This is a genomic window from Nocardia sp. NPDC058633 (assembly GCF_042717045.1).
In the GTDB taxonomy this organism is placed as follows: domain Bacteria; phylum Actinomycetota; class Actinomycetes; order Mycobacteriales; family Mycobacteriaceae; genus Nocardia.
This window is the reverse complement of sequence record NZ_JBHXRA010000023.1, coordinates 22585-41515: the sequence shown is the minus strand read 5'-3', so window position 1 is coordinate 41515 and position 18931 is coordinate 22585. Positions and strand designations below refer to the sequence as shown.

The 18931-nt window shown below is 69.2% G+C and carries 9 protein-coding genes and 1 tRNA gene; 4 read left to right on the top strand and 6 right to left on the bottom strand.

From position 1 onward, the window contains the following. Positions 1–50 precede the first annotated feature (50 nt). Positions 51–2228, top strand: coding sequence for a DUF6461 domain-containing protein (locus ACFWUR_RS26390; protein WP_378910360.1), 2178 nt, complete (start codon positions 51–53; stop codon positions 2226–2228). A gap of 10 nt (positions 2229–2238) precedes the next feature. Here ACFWUR_RS26390 and ACFWUR_RS26385 read toward each other — a convergent pair whose 3' ends face one another. The 5 genes from ACFWUR_RS26385 to ACFWUR_RS26365 all read right to left on the bottom strand — a co-directional run bounded on the left by ACFWUR_RS26385 (position 2239) and on the right by ACFWUR_RS26365 (position 6577). Next, on the bottom strand, positions 2239–2823 hold the full coding sequence (locus tag ACFWUR_RS26385) for a TetR/AcrR family transcriptional regulator (RefSeq protein WP_378910358.1): 585 nt from the start codon (positions 2821–2823) through the stop codon (positions 2239–2241). Positions 2824–2858: 35 nt separating this feature from the next. After that, positions 2859–4421, bottom strand: coding sequence for a PDR/VanB family oxidoreductase (locus ACFWUR_RS26380; RefSeq protein ID WP_378910357.1), 1563 nt, complete (start codon positions 4419–4421; stop codon positions 2859–2861). Between the two features lie 193 nt (positions 4422–4614). Then, positions 4615–5196 (bottom strand): dihydrofolate reductase family protein, encoded by a 582-nt coding sequence (locus tag ACFWUR_RS26375; RefSeq protein WP_378910355.1) that lies wholly within the window; start codon positions 5194–5196, stop codon positions 4615–4617. Between the two features lie 133 nt (positions 5197–5329). Then, the gene (locus tag ACFWUR_RS26370) at positions 5330–6277 is read right to left on the bottom strand and encodes an RNA polymerase subunit sigma-70 (RefSeq protein WP_378910354.1); all 948 of its coding nucleotides are present in this window, start codon (positions 6275–6277) and stop codon (positions 5330–5332) included. Positions 6278–6495: 218 nt separating this feature from the next. After that, a tRNA-Leu gene (locus ACFWUR_RS26365) sits at positions 6496–6577 on the bottom strand. A gap of 373 nt (positions 6578–6950) precedes the next feature. Between ACFWUR_RS26365 and ACFWUR_RS26360 the strand changes: the two genes are divergently transcribed. Beyond that, positions 6951–16277 (top strand): fatty acid synthase subunit beta domain-containing protein, encoded by a 9327-nt coding sequence (locus ACFWUR_RS26360; protein ID WP_378910352.1) that lies wholly within the window; start codon positions 6951–6953, stop codon positions 16275–16277. Positions 16278–16288: 11 nt separating this feature from the next. Next, complete coding sequence (locus ACFWUR_RS26355) at positions 16289–16717, top strand: holo-ACP synthase (RefSeq protein ID WP_378910351.1); 429 nt, start codon at positions 16289–16291, stop codon at positions 16715–16717. A 15-nt stretch (positions 16718–16732) separates the two neighbouring features. Here the strand turns inward: ACFWUR_RS26355 and ACFWUR_RS26350 are convergent, their stop codons facing one another. After that, entirely contained in the window at positions 16733–17350 is a 618-nt protein-coding gene (locus ACFWUR_RS26350) for a TetR family transcriptional regulator (protein WP_378910428.1), read from the bottom strand. Between the two features lie 319 nt (positions 17351–17669). On the opposite strand from ACFWUR_RS26350, the gene ACFWUR_RS26345 reads away from it, so the two are divergent. Continuing rightward, positions 17670–18890, top strand: a complete 1221-nt coding sequence (locus ACFWUR_RS26345; protein WP_378910349.1) for a hypothetical protein — start codon at positions 17670–17672, stop codon at positions 18888–18890. Positions 18891–18931: the final 41 nt, after the last annotated feature.

Below are 18931 nucleotides of genomic sequence, written 5' to 3'. Positions count from 1 at the left end.
ATATCAAAAATGAGTAGGTAGTACGGTCGGTATGACGAAGCGAGGGGACAATGACGAATATTCCGGACAGGGTCGTCGATGAGCTCGGATCGGCCGTCGTCGAGACGATGCGGTCGGTGCGGTCGCGGATTCCTGGTCCACCCGCGGCGGCGTTGGGCCGCCTGCGGCTCTCGGGCGATGACTTCGGCACATATGCGATCGCCGAGAGGGGCATTCGCGCCGAGCTGTCTCGGCTCGGCCAGCTGCTGCCGGAACGGATCCTGGGAGCTCTCGAGCTGCTGGTCGCCGAACTCTCCGTGCCACGGCTACCGAATATCGCCGCACTGCTGCCCGCGCGGGAGGACGGCGAGTACGTCATGTTCGGCACCATGGCGGGCTCCGGTGAGACAACGACGGCAATTGACAGGCTCGAGGCCTTCCGGCCCGGTGCGCTGGCGTTGGTCGTCGCACTGGCCGCCCGGGTGAGTGAGCATTCCGATGTTGTCGCACAGCTGGATTCGACGGTGGGGTCCGACTCGTCCGTCGCCCGCGACGAGGCCGCCGTGGCCGCAGCCCATGGCGCGGCCTACCTGGCGCTCGCAGTGTCGGTGTCGGTGATCGTGCTGCGGACGTTGGGCGAGGGTGATGACCCGGCAACGGTGATCGGTGCCGGCCTCGTCGCGGCGAGTCCGCTGCTGCGGGCAGCCCCGATGCCCGCCGAATACGATGCCGCGCGCATCGAGAAGATCCGCAACGGGTATCTGTATCCGCGCCATTCGGCAGGCGTCGTGCGGGCCCGCGACCATCGCTTCGCGCTGACCGAGTCGGACTTTCCCGCCGCCACGGACTTCCGCGACAACGGTCTGGTGACCGTAATCCCTGGGGGAGTCGCAGTGCGGACCGGAACCGCCGACGCCATCGTCCATGTGCGGGTCGAGGTCCTCGAAGACCAGCCATTCGAAGTCGACACGATCGGATGGGACGAAGTGGTCGAGGTGGCGTGGACCGCTGCTCGCGGCCTGGCATCGGTACTCGGTACACCGCCGACCGCCGGCGAGGGTGGGTTCGGCTCGCTCGCGGAGCAAACACCCCCGTGGCCGGGGCCCTACCGCGTGCGGGTGCACGCCACCAACCGCGACGACGTCGACGGTCAAGAGTCCTACAAGCTGACCGTGTGGCAGTCGCCGGTCGCCGACACCGTGGTGCACAAGGTGACCGATCGTCTCGGTCACCGCCTGCGAGGCGAAGCCGAACCGCTTGTCGTGGCAGCGCCCGAGGACGCCTACCGCTGGGTGGAGAAGTCGGCGCTGGCCGAGGCCGCAACGATCACCGTGGTCGCTGCACGGAATCCGGACGCGGTCGTTCGCGCCTTCGGTGGCGATCCGGCCGCCCCGGAGCGGATGGAAGATCTCGAGGGTCGAGCGATGGTGCGCGGCGATCCGTGGCTCGCGGTCGCACCCCTCGCGGACGCGGTGATGGTGGTCGAGTACAACGGCTATCAGGGCAGCCACGCGCCGGAACTGCGAGCGTTGTCGCAGGGGACGCGGGCCGCGTCGATGTACTGGAATGTCAACGGTCTGACGCGGCTGTCGTTCGCGGCCGACGGCCGGATCGTCGCCGCGTTCGAACTGGGTGAGCAGTGCGACGCCCCCGTCCTGGAGCCGATCCTTCGCGACCTGGATTTCGACGACTACCGTCACCGGATCGCCAAAGGGCTTGTCGCGGTGGAGCGTTTCACCGGTAGCGCGTTCGCCGAAGGTGATCTCGCGCGGGTGGAGTCCGCCGGAATCGGCTTCGCGGTGATTCCGCTGCTCGGTGACCTCTCTCCGGCGGCGCGCCGGTCCGACGGGTCCCGCGCGGGCCACGGGCACGGCCCCTTGGGCGCCGACACCGATCTCCTGACGGACCTCCCCGTCGAACGCCAGCAAGCCATGGCGTGGTGGGCGGTCGGTCGAGCTGCCGAATACGTGCACCTGGCTGATGACCCCGACGTGGTCGCGAGCATCCAAGCGCGCGCCATGACGCCGGAAGCCGAACTGCGGGCGCGCACATCGCTTGTCGGTGACCGTGCGAACTACTGGCTGTGGTCCGCGCTGCACCACGCCACCAATCCCGACCCGCTCGCCGCCGCGATCGGCGCTATCGACGCCGCTCGCTACGCCTGTGGTCCCGCGGCCGCCGACCTCGTCGACGACGCCCGAACTGTCCTCGCCGACACCCCCGAATCCGATCGCGACGTGGCGCGATAACGCCGACCGTTCAGGACAGCAAGGGCAGTACGATGTCGTCGACGATCTCGGTGAGGGTGGTGTCCGGGAGGGGAGTGCCCTCGGTCAGGAATCGGAACATGACCAGCTCGGGGCCGAGGGTGGCGGCCGGTGAATCCACGGCCTCGGCGCGGATCTCGCCCGCGGCCGCGGCAGCGCTCAGCAGCGCCCGCATGTCGGCGGCGCGCGGGTCGAAGATCGATTCGTGCAGTGCCGTCATGAGTGCGGGACGGCGATGGGTTTCACCGAGCACGGCACGCAGGATGCTGCCGTACGGGCCGGCGAGCCCGGCCGCCATGCCCCGCACGACCAGCAGCAGGTCGTCGCGAAGGTTGCCCGAGTACACGGGGCTCGGTCGTAACGGAAACCCGTGGCGCACAGCGTCGAGCACCATGTCGTCCTTGGTTTTCCAGCGTCGGTACAGGGGAGCCTTGCCGCAGCCTGCCCTGCTCGCGACGCCCTCCCTCGTGAGGTTGCCATAGCCCACTTCGGCGAGTTCGCCGAGGACCGCGGCGCGGATGGCGCGCAGAAGATCCTCGCCCCGGCGCCGGGTGCGGACTGGCTGTGCGGCTTCCATCGGCGACCAGCCTAGTCGCGCCCGGCCTCACGGCCTCAGGCGTCGACGACCAGGAGGGGGCCTCGAGATCGCGACACACAGGGGTGGAACAGGTCGGCGGACTCCTTGGCGACATCGGTGCGATGGTCGGGGTCTCCCGCTTCGACCCGCAGGACACAGCTGCCGCACAGTCCGTTCTCGCACGAGCCCGGCGCGGTGGGTAGAGCCGTTCGCAGGGCGTCGAGGGCGCTCAGCTCCGCGGGGACACTGACGGTACGGCGGGTTCGGGAAAGATACAGGTCGAAGGCGGTCGCCGGTGCGTCGTGGCGGTCGGCGGGGGTGAAGCGTTCGAGATGCACTGTGGGTCCGCCACATTCGGCCACCGCGCGCATCAAACTCTCCGGCCCACAGCAGTACACGGCAGTGCCGTCGGACTGTTCGGTGAGCAAAGTCGCGAGATCGGGGCGCGGCGTCGCGTCCGAGGCGAGGAGGGTCACGCGGTCGCCGTAGCTCTGTACGAGGTCGTCGGCGAAGGACATCTCCTCGCGCGTTCGGCCGCGATAGACCAACCGCCACGGTCGACCGTCAGCGGTGAGGCGAGCGATCATCGGCAGAAACGGCGTCACCCCGATGCCGCCCGCGACGAACAGGTACGCGGGCGCGTCGACCAGCGGGAAGTTGTTGCGCGGCCCACCGATTCGCACCTTGTCGCCCACTGCCAGCGCGTGGATTTCGCGTGAGGCGCCGCGTCCATGATCTTCGCGCAGGACCGCGATGTCGTACCCGGCCCGGTCGGTGGGATCGCCGCACAGCGAGTACTGCCTGGTCTTGCCGGAGGGCAGGATGAGGTCGATGTGGGCCCCCGGCTCCCAGGGCCCAGCGTCGCAGGCGATGCGCAGCGCCTTGACGGTGGCGGTGAGCGCGGTGACCCGTTCGACCGTGCCGGGTCGAGGTCGGTGCTCGCGAACGAGGGGTTCGGTAACCTTGCTGGCCCGCCGCGCCCGCGTGCAGAGCGCGAGGATCAGCGTCACCAGCGACAACGCTGGAGCCGGAACACCCAGTGCGACACCGATACCCACATCGACGAGCGGTGCCCCGACGCCGAGGGCGTACAGCCACGGCGGCGCCGAAACCGGCCGGGTCCGCGCGCGCTCCCCTCGCGGGGTTCGCCCCCACGGCTTGGCCACCGACAGCCACACCTGAAAGGCCAGCACGGCGACCATCACACCGGCTGTGACCCCCAAGGGCGTGGCCGGACCGTCGAGTCCCTGCTCGGCGGCCGCCACGGTGTCGTGCATCGCCGCGGAAAGAATGAAGATCCCCACGTACAGCTGTCCGAGGGTGAGGACGAACTTCACGCACACCCACCAGTGGTGGAAGTAGCCCCACGTCGTGACCGCGGCCAAAATCAAGCCAGAGAAGGCGGCGGTATTGGCCGAGTGCACCAGCACGGTCTGATCGAGCAGCTCAGCGGTGATCGCACTGGCTGTCTTGCGCTCACCCGGCGGCGAGACAGCGCTGACCAGTAGCAACACGGTCAGCGCTGCCACCTGGCTGAGCCAGCTGACCGATGAGACCACATGCAGCCACACCAGTAGATGGCGAAGACTACGCGACATGAACACCCCTTAAGATACGGATTCGTCTCTTAATGATGCGAAGTCTGGGGACCTTCCCACATCAGGGCAATCCCTGAGTCACCACGGATTTTCTCTCGGCTGGTCACGGCGGCACCGTCCGCAACGCTCCGGGAACGACCGTGCGGAGCAATCGAATCAGTGGCGATCAGCACGCCGGATTCGAGCTCGGCGATCACGTCGACGCGACCACCCCGTACCGGGTGTGCAGCGCCGTCGGAGTGTTGATCACCTCCAGCGGCTCCAACGGGAGCTGCGCCGCCGGGACGCCGTCGAACAGCCTCGTGCCGGCGCCGAGCAGCACCGGAACCACGTGCAAGGAGACCTCGTCGACCAGGCCGGCGGCCAGGAACTGCTGGATCAAGTGGGCCCCGCCCATCACGCAAACGGTGTGATCACCCGCCGTCTCCCGGGCCTGATCGAGCGCGGCGTCGATGCCACCGGTGACGAACCGGTAGACACCGTTCTCGGGCGAGTCGGCCGGCACCGCGTGGGTCACCACGAAGGTGGGGCGCCGCGCCGGACCGCTCGGGCCGTCGGCACCCCACCAGCGGACCGAGTCGTCGTAGGTCCGCCGGCCGGCGATCACCGCACCCAGTCCCACCACCATCCTGCCCAGCAGGGCCTGACCGTCCTCACTGCCCATCCAGTTGTGCAGCTGGTCCCCGCCCTGTCCCATCGGTGCGTCGGCCGTACGGCCGGCCCCCGCGATGTAACCGTCCAGCGAGACGCTGATGTCGAACGCAACCTTGCCCATGATGATCTCCTCGTCGATGCCGCCCGGGTCGTTCCCGGTCGGTTCATGAGGTACAACGACATCCCGATCGCGAACTCATCGGTCGTCCGGAAGTTGGTACAAGATGCCGAGCCGTCAGGCTGCGTCCATCCGGTCACAGCTCGGTGGGCAGTCCGAGCCAGTCGAAGACAGGGCGTTCGAACGTGGTGATCTCCGCGATCAGGCCACCCTGGAACCGCAAGACGTCGAGCTTGAAGGCGCGGTAGGCGTTGTCGCCGGTGGCCCGCCGATAGCAGGCGGCGGCCGGCATCCGATTGACGACGGTCGGCCGGACCTTCCAATCGCCCAGGCCTTCCGGGCCGAAGGCCAGCTCGTGCAAGGGCGCCAGGGAGTCCCACCCGATGAAGCAGACCGGCTGCGGGGGCATGGTGATGCGGATGTCATCGCGGACCAGAGCCACCATGGCGGTCGGCTGGGGATTCTCGTGCAGGTCCACGTACCGCCGTAGCAGCTCGTTCTCCTCCGCGCTGAGCTCGGTGCGCCTGCCGTCGGAGTCGGTCGACCGGCGGCCCCGCAGGGTACGGCGAGCCCGCTGCAAGGCACTGTTGACCGCGGGGACCGAGGTGTCCAGGGCCTGCGCCGTCTCGGCCGCGGACCAGCCGATCACCTCGCGCAGCACCAGGGCCGCCCGCTGCTGCGCCGGCAGCAGTTGCAGGGCGGCGATGAACGCCAGCTCGATCGTTTCCCGGGCCACCACGATCTCGTCCGGCTGCCGCTCCGAAGGCGACACCTGGTCCAGCAGGTGGTCCGGATAGGGCTGCAGCCACGGCACCTCGGCGAACGACTCCATCGCCGAGACACGCCGGCGCCGTCGCAGCACATCGAGGCATGCGTTGGTGGCGATCCGATACAGCCAGGCCCGGGCGTTGTCGCCACGATTGAAGGTGGCCCGCTTCGACCAGGCCCGCAGGAACGTCTCCTGGATCAGGTCCTCGGCCTCGTCGAACGAGCCGAGCATCCGATAGCAGTGCACGTGCAGTTCCCGCCGGTGCCTCTCGACGATCGTCTCGAAGCCTGCCTCGCCGTCCCACCGGTCGCCCATCCGAGGATTCTGCATCAGTGGGGATCGGGAGTAGCGATGGCCCGCCACGCGGTGATGATCAACGGTTCCGGGCGGATCGGCACGATCACGCTGATTCGATGAACTGAACCGTCACGGGTAAGGGACCGGCTTCTGATTCCTACCAGCGCCGGTCGGAGTGGTGGTTGTCGAGGCACCACGTTTTGCGTCATATCTGACACAGAAACGTGCAAGAGAAGTGCGCGAGGGGGGACTTGAACCCCCACGTCCGTGGACACCAGAACCTAAATCTGGCGCGTCTGCCAATTTCGCCACTCGCGCTTGGATGTGTACGACCGTCCAAACTCTACCGGGCGAATCGGGCTGGGCGAAGCTTTGGGGCGGCGTGGCGTACTCGTGGGTAACACGACCTGGGATTATAACGATTCAGTAACCCTCAATGTGAGGGGCACTCATGTTTGAGAACCCGAGTAACAGTCCGGACCTGCGTCTTCAAACATGAGGCCGCGTCATGTTTCACAGTATTTTGGTACTGGCGTACGGAAATACTCGACAGTAGCCGGTGGCCGGGCCGGAAACGTGAGGCTTTCCTCATGATTTTGTGCGATTGTGGCTTTCAACAGGCCCGAGGGGCTGCCGGATACGTGTGCGTGCCGTCGGCGGGCGACACGCCAGGAGAAGGAAGTCGAGCGTCTTGACGATCAACGAGAGCACCGAAATCGGTATGGGAGCGACCACGAAAGTCAATGGTCGCGGCCAGACGAGGGGTGCCCGCGCGGCGCTGCTGGAGCAGTTGCGCAACGGGGCGGAATACGCGTTGGCGTTCGGCGGACAGGGTGCGCAGTGGCTGCGCGAGCTCGAGGAGATCGGGCGCGACAGTGCGCTGGAGCCCGAGCTGACCGCGCTGGTCAATGACGCGGCCGTGCTGATCGAGCCGGTTGCGACGCAGTTGCTGGTGGTGCGTCCCGGTGGGTTCGACCCGATGGGCTGGGTGCTCGAGAGCGAGCTCGACGAGCCGGAGGAGCCCTCCTCGGCGCCCGCGGATTCGGTGCTGCGCTCGGTCGCGGTCTCCATGCCGGGCGTGCTGCTGGCCCAGCTCGCCGCGACCAGGGCGTTGCGGTTGCAGGGTCTCGACCCGGCCGAGCACGCGCCCGTCGCGATCATCGGACATTCGCAGGGGCTGTTCGCCGCCGCCGCGGTCGAGGCGGGCGGCACGCGTGACGCGGAGTTGCTGGCCATCGCCCAGCTCGTCGGTGCCGCCGCGGGCCTCGTCGCACGCAGGCGTGGACTGATGCCGGTGGGCGAGCGCTCGCCGATGGTCGCGGTGTCGAACGTGGATCCGGAACAGCTGCGGGCGATCGTCACCGAGGTGGCCGAGGGAGTCGATCCCGCGATCGCCGCGGTCGTCTCGATCCGCAACGGCCGCAGGCGCGTCGTGCTCTCGGGTGCGCCCGCGCAGATCGATCGGGTGCGCGTGCGTTGCGCTCAGCTGCACGACGAGCAGACCCGTGAGCGTGAGACCAAGGCACGCGGTGGCGCGGTGTTCGCGCCCGTGTTCGAGGACATCTCGGTCGATGTCGCCTTCCACCACCCGGCGTTGGCCGAGACCGTCGAACTGGTCGCGGGCTGGGCACGTCAGTGCGAGCTCGACGCCGACCTCGCCGCCGCCCTGACCCAGCAGGTTCTCGTCGACCCGATCGACTGGGTCGCCACCGTCGACGCCGTGGTGGACGCGGGCGCGCAGTGGATCCTCGATCTCGGCCCCGGCGACCTGCTCTCCCGGGTGACAAACGGTTCGCTCAAGGGCACCGGTGTCGGAGTGGTCGCGGCCGCGACCCGCGCCGGTCAGCGCAGCCTGCTCACCCCGGGGGCCGCGCCCGAGCTGTCGACGCCATGGTCGGCGTTCGCGCCGAAGCCGGTGCGTCTGCCCAACGGCCGCATCGTCGTCGAGACGGCGTTCACCAAGCTCACCGGTCGTTCGCCGATCCTGCTGGCAGGAATGACCCCGACCACCGTCGACGCGAAAATCGTCGCGGCGGCGGCCAATGCGGGCCACTGGGCCGAGCTGGCCGGTGGCGGACAGGTGACCGAGCAGATCTTCGCCGACCGGATGACCGAGCTGCGTCAGCTCCTGCAGCCGGGTCGCGCGGTGCAGTTCAACTCGCTGTTCCTCGATCCCTACCTGTGGAAGCTGCAGCTCGGCGGCAAGCGCCTGGTGCAGAAGGCACGGGCGGCGGGTGCGCCGATCGACGGCGTGATCGTCACCGCGGGCATCCCCGAACTCGACGACGCCGTCGCGCTGATCGGTGAGCTGTCCGAGGCGGGCATCAGCCACGTCGCGTTCAAGCCGGGCACGGTGGCCCAGATCAAGGCGGTGCTGCGCATCGCCGATGCCGTGCCGGACTACCCGGTGATCATGCACATCGAAGGCGGCAAAGCCGGCGGGCACCACTCGTGGGAAGACCTCGACGACCTGCTGCTGGCCACCTACGCCCAGCTGCGCGCGCACACCAACGTGGTGGTCTGCGTCGGCGGCGGCATCGGCACCCCCGAGCGCGCCACCGACTACCTCACCGGCACCTGGTCCACCGGGTACGGCTACCCGCTCATGCCGCTGGACGGCGTGCTCGTCGGCACCGCGGCAATGGCGACCCTCGAAGCCACCACCGCTCCTGCGGTGAAGCAGTTGCTCGTCGACACCCCCGGCACCCCCGACTGGGTCGGTGCGGGCACCGCCAACGGCGGAATGGCGTCCGGACGAAGCCAATTGGGCGCCGACATCCACGAGATCGACAACGCCGCCTCGCGCACCGGTCGCCTGCTCGACGAGGTCGCCGGCGATGCCGAGGCGGTCGCAAGCCGTCGCGCCGAGATCATCGCGGCGCTGGACGCCACCGCCAAGCCCTACTTCGGCGATGTCGCCACCATGACCTACCAGCAGTGGCTGGAACGCTATGTTTCCCTCGCTGTTTCGAGCGAGGTGCCGATCTCGTTCGATTGCGGCAGCGATATCGGTGACGCGATCCGCGACGCCACCCGCTCGGACTGGCTCGATATCAGCTGGCGTGACCGGTTCGCGGAGATGATGCGCCGCACCGAGTCCCGGCTCAATCCGGCCGACAGCGGCGAGATCGAAACCCTGTTCGCCGACGACGATGCCTTCGAGCACCCGGTGCAGGCGCTGTGCGCGCTGAAGAAGCAGTACCCGACCGTCGCCGACACCGTGCTGCACCCGGCCGACGTGCCGTTCTTCGTCTCCCTGTGCAAGACCCCGGGCAAGCCCGTGAACTTCGTCCCGGTCGTCGACGCCGACGTGCGGCGCTGGTGGCGTTCGGATTCGCTGTGGCAGGCTCATGATCCGCGCTACTCGGCCGACCAGGTGTGCGTCATCCCCGGCACCGTCGCCGTCGCGGGCATCACTCGCGTGGACGAGCCGGTCGGCGAGCTGCTCGACCGCTTCGAGCAGGACACCGCCTACAGCCTGGTCAGGGCCGGGGTTGTCCCCGATCCGGTGGACGCGCGTCGCGTCGCCGGTGTGGTGGCCGGACCGATCGACACCGTGCTCGCCGCCCCCGACGTGCAGTGGGCCGGTCGCACCACCGTCAACCCGGTGCATCGCCTCGGCGACATCACGGAATGGACGGTCGAGCAGGGGAGCGCGGTCCATCACAGCACCGGCGCCACCCTGACCGAAACCACCGGGCCCGAAAGCGAATTCAGTTACGTCGAGCTCACCGTGCCGCTGGCGCGTGAGTCCGTGCGGATCCGCATCACCGTGCCCGCGAGCGTGTATTCCGGCGGCGCGCCGGTGATCACCGACGCCGATGCCGACATCGCGATGTCGGCACTGCTCGGCGTGGCCGCGGGCAAGTCGCTGCCCGAGGTGAAAGCCGGGGTGGCACACCTCAACCTGGCGTGGATGCCGGATCTGATCGCCGATCATGCCGGGGTCACCGGCTCGGGCCTGCCCGACACCCTCAGCACCCTGGGTCGCACCGCTCCCGATGTGCTCGTCGGCGCCTGCTGGCCCGCGGTCTTCGCGGTGCTCGGCGCGGCCCGGACGCCGGTCGGTGGCTCGGTCATCGAGGGCATGCTCGACCTGGTCCACCTCGATCATCAGATCGAGCTGCTGAACGAATTGCCCTCGGAGACCAGCATTCTCGTCGTTCGCGCCGAGGGCGGCGCGGTGGTCGACACCGACATGGGCCGCGTGGTCGAGGTCGTGGTGAACATCGGGCTGATCCTCGATCAGGGTCTCGACGCCACCCCGCTGGCCAGGCTCGTCGAGCGCTTCGCCATCCGCGGCCGCAACGGCGCGGGTGAGCTCACCGATCCGCCGCGCGCCGCCGGTGCGGTGTCCGACGACGCCACCGACACCCCGCGCCGCCGTCGCCGCGACGTGCGCATGGCCGCCCCTCGCGCCATGCACGCCTTCGCCGCGGTCTCCGGCGACCACAACCCGATCCATACCTCCGACGCCGCCGCCAAGCTGGCCGGTCTCGGCAGCCCGATCGTGCACGGCATGTGGCTCTCGGCCGCCGCCCAGCACGCGGTCTGCGCCGTGGATCCCGAAAGCTCCGTTCCCGCACGCACTCTCACGGCATGGACCACCCGGTTCCTCGGCATGGTGCGCCCCGGCGCGACCGTGGACGTGCGGGTGGAGCGGATCGCGGTAGACGCGGGCGCCGAGATCGTCGAGGTCTCCTGCCGCGTCGACGGTGACCTGGTCATGACCGCGACCGGGCGCACCGCCGCCCCGAAGACCGTGTACGCCTTCCCGGGTCAGGGCATCCAGCGCAAGGGGATGGGTCTGGACGCGCTGACCCGTTCGAAGGCGGCCAAGCGAGTGTGGGAGCGTGCCGACGCGCACACCCGCGAAGCCCTCGGTTTCTCGATCCTGGCGGTGGTGCGCGACAACCCGACCTTCCTCAAGGCGCGCGGTGTCGAACACCGGCACCCCGACGGCGTGCTGCACCTGACCCAGTTCACCCAGGTCGCCATGGCGACCCTCGGCGTGGCTCAGGTGGCCGAGCTGCGGGAAGCCGGCGCGTTCGTCGAAGGCGCGATGCTGGCCGGTCACTCGGTCGGTGAGTACAACGCCCTCGCCGCCGTCGCCGGTGTGCTGCCGCTGGAAGCGGTGCTCGAGGTGGTGTTCCAGCGTGGTTCGGCCATGCACGAGCTGGTCCCGCGTGACGCGCAGGGCCGCAGCGACTACCGGATGGCCGCCATCCGCCCGTCACAGATCGGGCTGCCCGACGTCGAGGTGATCGACTTCGTCAACGGCATCGGCGAGTCGACCGGCGAATTCCTCGAGGTGGTGAACCTGAACCTGCGCGGCTCCCAGTACGCCATCGCGGGCACGGTCGCCGGGCTCGAAGCGCTCGAAACCGAAATCGACCGCCGCCGTGCCGAATTCGGTGGCAAGCGGGCGTTCATCCTGGTGCCCGGCATCGACGTGCCGTTCCACTCCTCGGTGCTGCGCGACGGGGTGCCGGAGTTCCGGCACAAGCTCGAGCAGCTGCTCCCGGCCGAGGTGCACCCGGAGGTCCTCGTCGGACGCTACATTCCGAACCTCGTGCCCCGTCCGTTCTCCCTCGACCGCGCGTTCCTCACCGAAATCGCCGAACTCGTGCCGTCGGAGCCCCTCGTGGCCGTGCTGGCCGACTTCGACAACTGGGCACAGCGCGACGCCGAACTGTGCCGTGTGGTGCTGATCGAGCTGCTGGCCTGGCAGTTCGCCAGCCCGGTGCGCTGGATCGAGACCCAGGACCTGCTGTTCACCGACACCGCGCACGGTGGTCTCGGTGTCGAACGGTTCGTCGAGGTCGGCCTCGGCGCCACCCCGACCGTGGCGAACCTGGCCACGCAGACGCTGAAGCTGCCGGGGTTCGGTGGGGCGACCGTCGAGGTCGTCAACGTCGAACGTGACGCGGCAACGGTCTACTCCACCGACACCGATCCGGCCCCGGTCGACGACATCGACGACACCCCCGTCGAGGCCACGCCCGCCCCGACCGCGGCGGCCCCCGTCGCCGCCGCCGCTCCGGTGGCCACCGGCGGCCCGCGTCCCGACGACATCGCGTTCAGCGCCGCCGACGCCACCCGCGTGCTCATCGCGCTGTGGACCAAGCTGCGGATGGACCAGATCGGCCCGGTCGACACCATCGAAGGCCTCTGCGACGGTGTCTCCTCGCGGCGCAACCAGCTGCTCGTCGACCTCGGTGCCGAGCTCTCCTTGGGTGCCATCGACGGCGCCGCCGACGCCGACATGGGTGCGCTGGCCGCCACCGTCGAACGCCTGGCCCGCACCTACAAGCCCTTCGGCACCGTGCTCACCGACTCGATCGGCGACCACCTGCGCAAGGTCTTCGGCCCCTCCGGCAAGCGGCCCGCCGCCATCGCCGACCGGGTCAAGAAGGTCTGGGAACTCGGCGACGGCTGGGCCAGCCACGTCACCGCCGAGGTTTCGCTCGGCACCCGTGAGGGCGCGAGCGTGCGCGGCGGCGACCTCGGCGGTCTCGCCGGCGGTGCGCTCAGCGACGCGGCATCGGTCGACGCCGCCATCGACGCGGCCGTGCAGGCCGTGGCAGCACGACGCGGTGTCGCGGTCTCGATGCCCTCGGCGGGTGGCGCGGCAGGCGGCACCGTCGACGCGGCGGCGCTCGGCGAGTTCACCGAGCAGATCACCGGACGCGACGGCGTGCTCGCCACCGCGGCCCGGGTGGTGCTCGAACAGCTCGGCCTCAGCGACAAGATCAGCGCACCCGAGGCCACACCCGATACCCTGGCCGACCTCGTCTCGGCCGAATTGGGCTCGGACTGGCCACGGTTGGTCGCACCCGCCTTCGATGCCCGCAAGGCAGTGCTCATCGACGACCGTTGGGCCACCGCCCGCGAGGATCTCGCGAAGATGTGGCTCGGCGACGATGCCACCACCGCGGAGCAGTCGATCGACGGCTTCGTAGGAGCCGGTGAAGCCGTTGCCGCCCAGGCGAACTGGTGGCGGCAGCGGGCCATGCACGAGGCCCGCTCGGTGCTCGCCGGGGTGTACGCGCAGATCGCGAAGGCCGCCATCGACACCACCGAGCCCGGTTTGTGGTCCGACGACCTCGCTGTGATCACCGGCGCCAGCAAGGGCTCCATCGCGGCAGCGGTCACCGGCAAGCTCCTTTCCGGCGGCGCGACCGTGGTCGTCACCACCTCGGGCCTCAACGACGAGCGGCTGCGGTTCTACCGCTCGCTCTACCGCGACAACGCCCGCCACGGTGCGGCGCTGTGGGTGGTCCCGGCCAACATGGCCTCCTACCAGGACCTCGACGCGCTGATCGAGTGGGTCGGCACCGAACATGTCGACAACGCGGGCGGCGCCAAGATCAAGGTCAAGGACGCCATGACCCCGACGATGCTGCTGCCGTTCGCGGCGCCGCGCGTCGCGGGCGACCTCGCCGACGCGGGCGCCCGCGCCGAAATGGAAATGCGCGTGCTGCTGTGGTCGGTGGAACGGCTGATCGGTGGCCTCTCGGCCATCGGCGCCGACCACGATGTCGACTCGAAACTGCATGTGGTGCTGCCGGGTTCGCCCAACCGCGGCCTCTTCGGCGGCGACGGCGCCTACGGCGAGTCCAAGGCCGCGCTCGACGCGGTGGTCTTGAAGTGGCGGGCCGAGAAGTCGTGGGCCGAGCGGGTCACCCTGGTACACGCGCTGATCGGCTGGGTGCGCGGCACCGGGCTGATGGGCCACAACGACCCCATGGTCGAGGCCGTGGAGAAGGCGGGCGTGCACACTTGGTCGACCGCCGAGATGGCCGACGAACTGCTCAAGTGGTGCACCTCGCGTGCCCGCCAGGTGACGATCACCGGCCCGCAGCAGATCGACCTCACCGGTGGTCTGGCGCGCGCCAAGCTCGACCTGCCCGCGCTCGCCAGGCAGGCGCAGGAGGCCGCGGCCGAGAAGATCGAAGAAGCCGCGACCACCGCGACCATCGCCGCGCTGCCCGCACCGCCCACGCTGAGTTCGGCACTGCCCGTGCCGGATTGGACTCCGGTCACCGCGGAACTGAGCGAGATGGTCGTCATCGTCGGCGCGGGCGAGCTCGGCCCGTACGGCTCCTCGCGCACCCGCTTCGAGATGGAGGTCGAAGACCAGCTCTCGGCCGCCGGTGTGCTCGAACTGGCCTGGACCACCGGGCTGATCCGCTGGGAGAACGAGCCCAAGCCGGGCTGGTACGACACCGAATCCGGTGACTTCGTGCCGGAAGCCGAAGTGGCGGAGCGCTACCACGACACCGTCGTCGAACGCTGCGGTGTGCGCCGATACGAAGACGACGGCGCCATGCTCGACAACGCGGCCCCGCTGCTCACCTCGGTGTTCCTCGACCAGGACCTGTCGTTCACGGTCGCGAACGAGGCCGAGGCGCGCGCCTTCCACACCGCCGATCCCGAGCACACGGTGATCAGCCCGGTCGAGGGCTCGGGCGACTGGACCGTCACCCGCCAGGCGGGCACCGAGATCCGCGTGCCGCGCAAGGCGAAGCTGTCACGCGTGGTCGGTGGCCAGATCCCCACCGGCTGGGACCCCACCATCTGGGGCGTCTCGGCCGACATGGCCGCCTCGATCGACCGGGTCGCGCTGTGGAACATCGTCTGCACCGTCGACGCGTTCGTCGGCGCGGGCTTCAGCCCCGACGAGTTGATGAGCTGGGTGCACCCGAGCCTGGTGGCCAACACCCAGGGCACCGGCATGGGCGGCATGTCCTCGATGCGCTCGCTCTATGTCGACAACCTGCTCGGCGAACCGCGCCCGAACGACATCCTCCAGGAAGCACTGCCCAACGTCGCCCTGGCGCACGTGGTGCAGTCCTACGTCGGCAGCTACGGCGCCATGGTGCACCCGGTCGCGGCGTGCGCCACGGCGGCGGTGTCGGTCGAGGAAGGCGTCGACAAGATCCGGCTCGGTAAGGCCGAGGTCGTGGTCGCCGGTGGTTTCGACGACCTGGGCATCGAAGGCATCGTCGGCTTCGGTGACATGTCGGCCACCGCCGACTCGGCGAGCATGCGCGCCAAGGGCATCAGCGACCGCTACTTCTCCCGCGCCAACGATCGCCGTCGCGGCGGGTTCGTGGAGTCGCAGGGTGGCGGCACCGTGCTGCTGGCCCGCGGTGACGTGGCCGTGGAGATGGGCCTGCCGGTGCTCGGCGTCGTCGCCTTCGCCCAGTCCTTCGCCGACGGCGTGCACACCTCCATCCCCGCACCGGGTCTCGGTGCGCTGGGTGCGGGGCGTGGCGGCAGCGAATCGCGACTGGCGGCCGAACTGCGCAAGCTCGGCGTGACCCCCGACGACATCGCGGTGATCTCCAAGCACGACACCTCCACCGCGGCCAACGATCCCAACGAGTCGGAGCTGCACGAGCGGCTCGCCGGCGCGCTGGGTCGTACCAGCGGCGCACCGCTGTTCGTGGTCTCGCAGAAGAGCCTCACCGGCCATGCGAAGGGCGGCGCGGCGGCGTTCCAGCTCATCGGTCTGTGCCAGGTGCTGGAAAACGGTGTGGTGCCGCCGAACCGGAGCTTGGACTGCGTCGACGAGAAGATGGCCGACTACCCGCACCTGGTGTGGGCGCGCGAGCCACTGCGCTTCGGCGAGAAGTTCGCGCTGAAGGCGGGTCTGGTGACCTCGCTCGGCTTCGGTCACGTGTCCGGGCTGCTCGCGGTGGTGCATCCGCAGGCGTTCCTGGCCGCGATCGAACCGGGCGCGCGGGCGCAGTACCAGGAGCGGGCGCAGACGCGACAGCTCGCGGGCAGGCAGCGCTTCGCCGAGGCCATGTGTGGCGGGTCGGCACTGTACGAGAAGCCCGCCGATCGTCGCCTCGGCGCCGACGGCACGCCGGCCAAGCAGATCCGTCAGCTCGAAGCCGACATGCTGCTCTCGCCGCAGGCCCGCTTGGACACCGACGGTGTCTACAGCGCGAGCGGATGGGGTTGCGGCACCGGGCAAATCGCCACGCCGTCGACCGAAGCGTCGTAGGCTGCCGCTTCGTGACGATTCTCGGTATCGGCTTGGACCTGGTGACCATCTCCGAGTTCTCCGAACAGCTGCAACGGCCCGGGTCGACCATGCTCAGGGAGACATTCACCGCTGGTGAACGTCGCTACTGCCAGAGCAAGCAGACCGACCCGGCCCGCAGCTTCGCCGCACGCTGGGCCGCGAAGGAGGCGGTGCTCAAAGCCTGGGCATCGTCTCGCTTCGCCCGCAGCCCACAGATCGGCGACAACCCGTATCCGCTCATCGAAGTCGTCAACGACGCCTGGGGCAGGCCGAGCATCAAGCTGCACGGCCTGGCCGCGGAATTCCTGCCCCGCGTGCGGGTGCACCTGTCGTTGACCCACGACGGCGACACCGCCGCGGCGATGGTGGTGCTGGAGGATCCGGGCGAACTCGCCGACCTGATCGACGGCAGAAACTAGACCGATCGCGAACCGCTACTCCTCAGCGGTTCGCGATTCTTTTTCCGCCACAAGCAGATACGCCACCATCAGCCGCTTGAGTTCGGCGACGGCGTCTTTGTTGGACTGATCTTCCTGCACCGAGAAGTTCAGCATCGAATACACGACGTGCACCAGCACTTCGGCCATCATCGTGCGCCGAGCGCGCGGCGTGCGCGGTGTCAGCGGCCGCAGCATCTGCGAGACGACGGCGGCGAATTCCTTCTCGTGCAGCGCGCCCGTAGCCCGCGTGGACGGGGTCGACTGCATCGCCAACCACACCTCGCGTCGCGACGGGTCGGTGGTCCACAGGTTCGCCATATGGTCGACGAACTGGTTCATGTGCCGCAACCAGTCCAGCGAGGGCACTTCACCGTGGAAGTCGGCCAGCTCGCGGGAAACCGCAACCAGGTCTTGCCGATTGAGCTCGCAGACGATCACGTACTTGTTGGCGAAGAACTGGTACAGGGTGCCGATCGGCACCTCGGCGCGCTGCGCGACCTCTTCACAGGTGAACGATTCGAACCCCACCTCGACCAGCAGTTCGCGCGAGGACGCCAGCAGCGCGTCGAATTTGCGCTTGCTGCGCTCCTGCGTGGGCCGCTTGCGCGGCATCAACTCCTGCGGGTCGTCCTGCAATTCCAGCGCAGGGTCCGGACGGCTCTGCGGTGACCGGGCCTGCGCGTGTACTTCCACTCATCCAGGCTAGCGGTATACACACATCCGCGACACGCCTCTACCGACAGCGTGTCAACAACTGGTCGAAATCCCGACCCATCCACCCGATGACCGGTGACGAATCATCAGATAAGTGTGCGTCTATCTGCACGCTTGTTCGCGGCTAGCCAGCGCACGCCGCACCAGACCTACCGCGAAGTGACGGACCCTGTGTGGTCCCGTCCCGCACCGTTTCGCACAGGGGAAGGCAAGACTTGTGGCAACAGGATCTGTGGTAACCCTCGGCGTCAGCACCGAGCGGGGAGCCGTGCACGCGGTGGCGTTCGCGGAATCGGGCGTCACCCTCGCGGATCGGATGCTGCTGCGGCGCACCGTCCGTGCCGGCGGCGACGGCAAGGCCGACGTGGCGGTGGCGGTACACACCGCTCTCGACGCGATAGCCGCCGAGCTCGCCGCCGAGCACGAGATCGCCGGGGTGGCAGTGAGTTACCGCGACGCGAACGAGCGACGCGCGATCGTCACCCGGCTGGCGGAGACCGAATGGCGCACGGCCTCGCTGGTTTCGGCGAAGTCGGCGCATCTGTTCGTCGCGGGCGCGATGACCTGGCTCGACGAGTTCGACAATCTGCTCGTCTACGAGGCGGTGCCCGGCTACCAGGCGATGACCCTGATCGACCCGGGCCGCCACCGCGTGCTCGCCGCGTCGTCGCAGACCGGCGCGCCCACGCCCGAGGCATTGCGCGCCGGTGTGTCGGCGGCCTGGGACCAATTCGAGGCGGCGTCGGTGAAACCGGGCGCGGTGGTGCTGGTCGGTTCCTCGTCGGACGCGCCCGCGGTGCGCGACGCGGTCGCCGGGTTCGGGGTGCCGGTGCTGCCGTGTCGGTTGGCGCCGTTCGCGCCTGCCGCCGGTGCCGCGCTGGTCGCGCTCGGTGACACAGTCGTGGTGCCGATCTCGACCGGCTCGCGATCCAAGCGCGGGACCGCGATGGTCGCCGCGGCGGCGAGTGTGCTGGCGGGTGGGCTCGTCGCGGGTGGCTCGTATGCGGTACTGAACAGCGGGTCGCCCGCTGTCGACAACACCGCCGTGTCGTCGGAGCCCGGCGTCGCGTCGGCGCCGGATGTCGCGCAAGCCCCCCGGACACACGACGCCGCGTCGGTGGAGACCGGGTCGACCGGTGGTGTGGGTTCCGGCAGTGGGTTGCAGGTGAGCCCGGCGGAGGAGTCGAGTACCTCGCCGTACGAGACGGTCTCACCGAATCCACAACTGGTGAACCCGGGGGAGTTCCCGCTGGACTACCCGACCCAGTTGTACGGCGACGCGCCGCAGGAGGACCCGCTGCCGCTCGTCCCGGCCCCGCCTGCCGTGCCGCAGATCCCCGCCGCGGCGCCGACCGTGCCCGGAACCGGCATCCCGCTGAGCATGCAGCCCGCCCAAGCGGTGACGCCGAACGGGCCGCACACCGCATCCGCCGACTGATCGTCACCACCGGAAAGGGGCAGCAACCGCTGCCCCTTTCG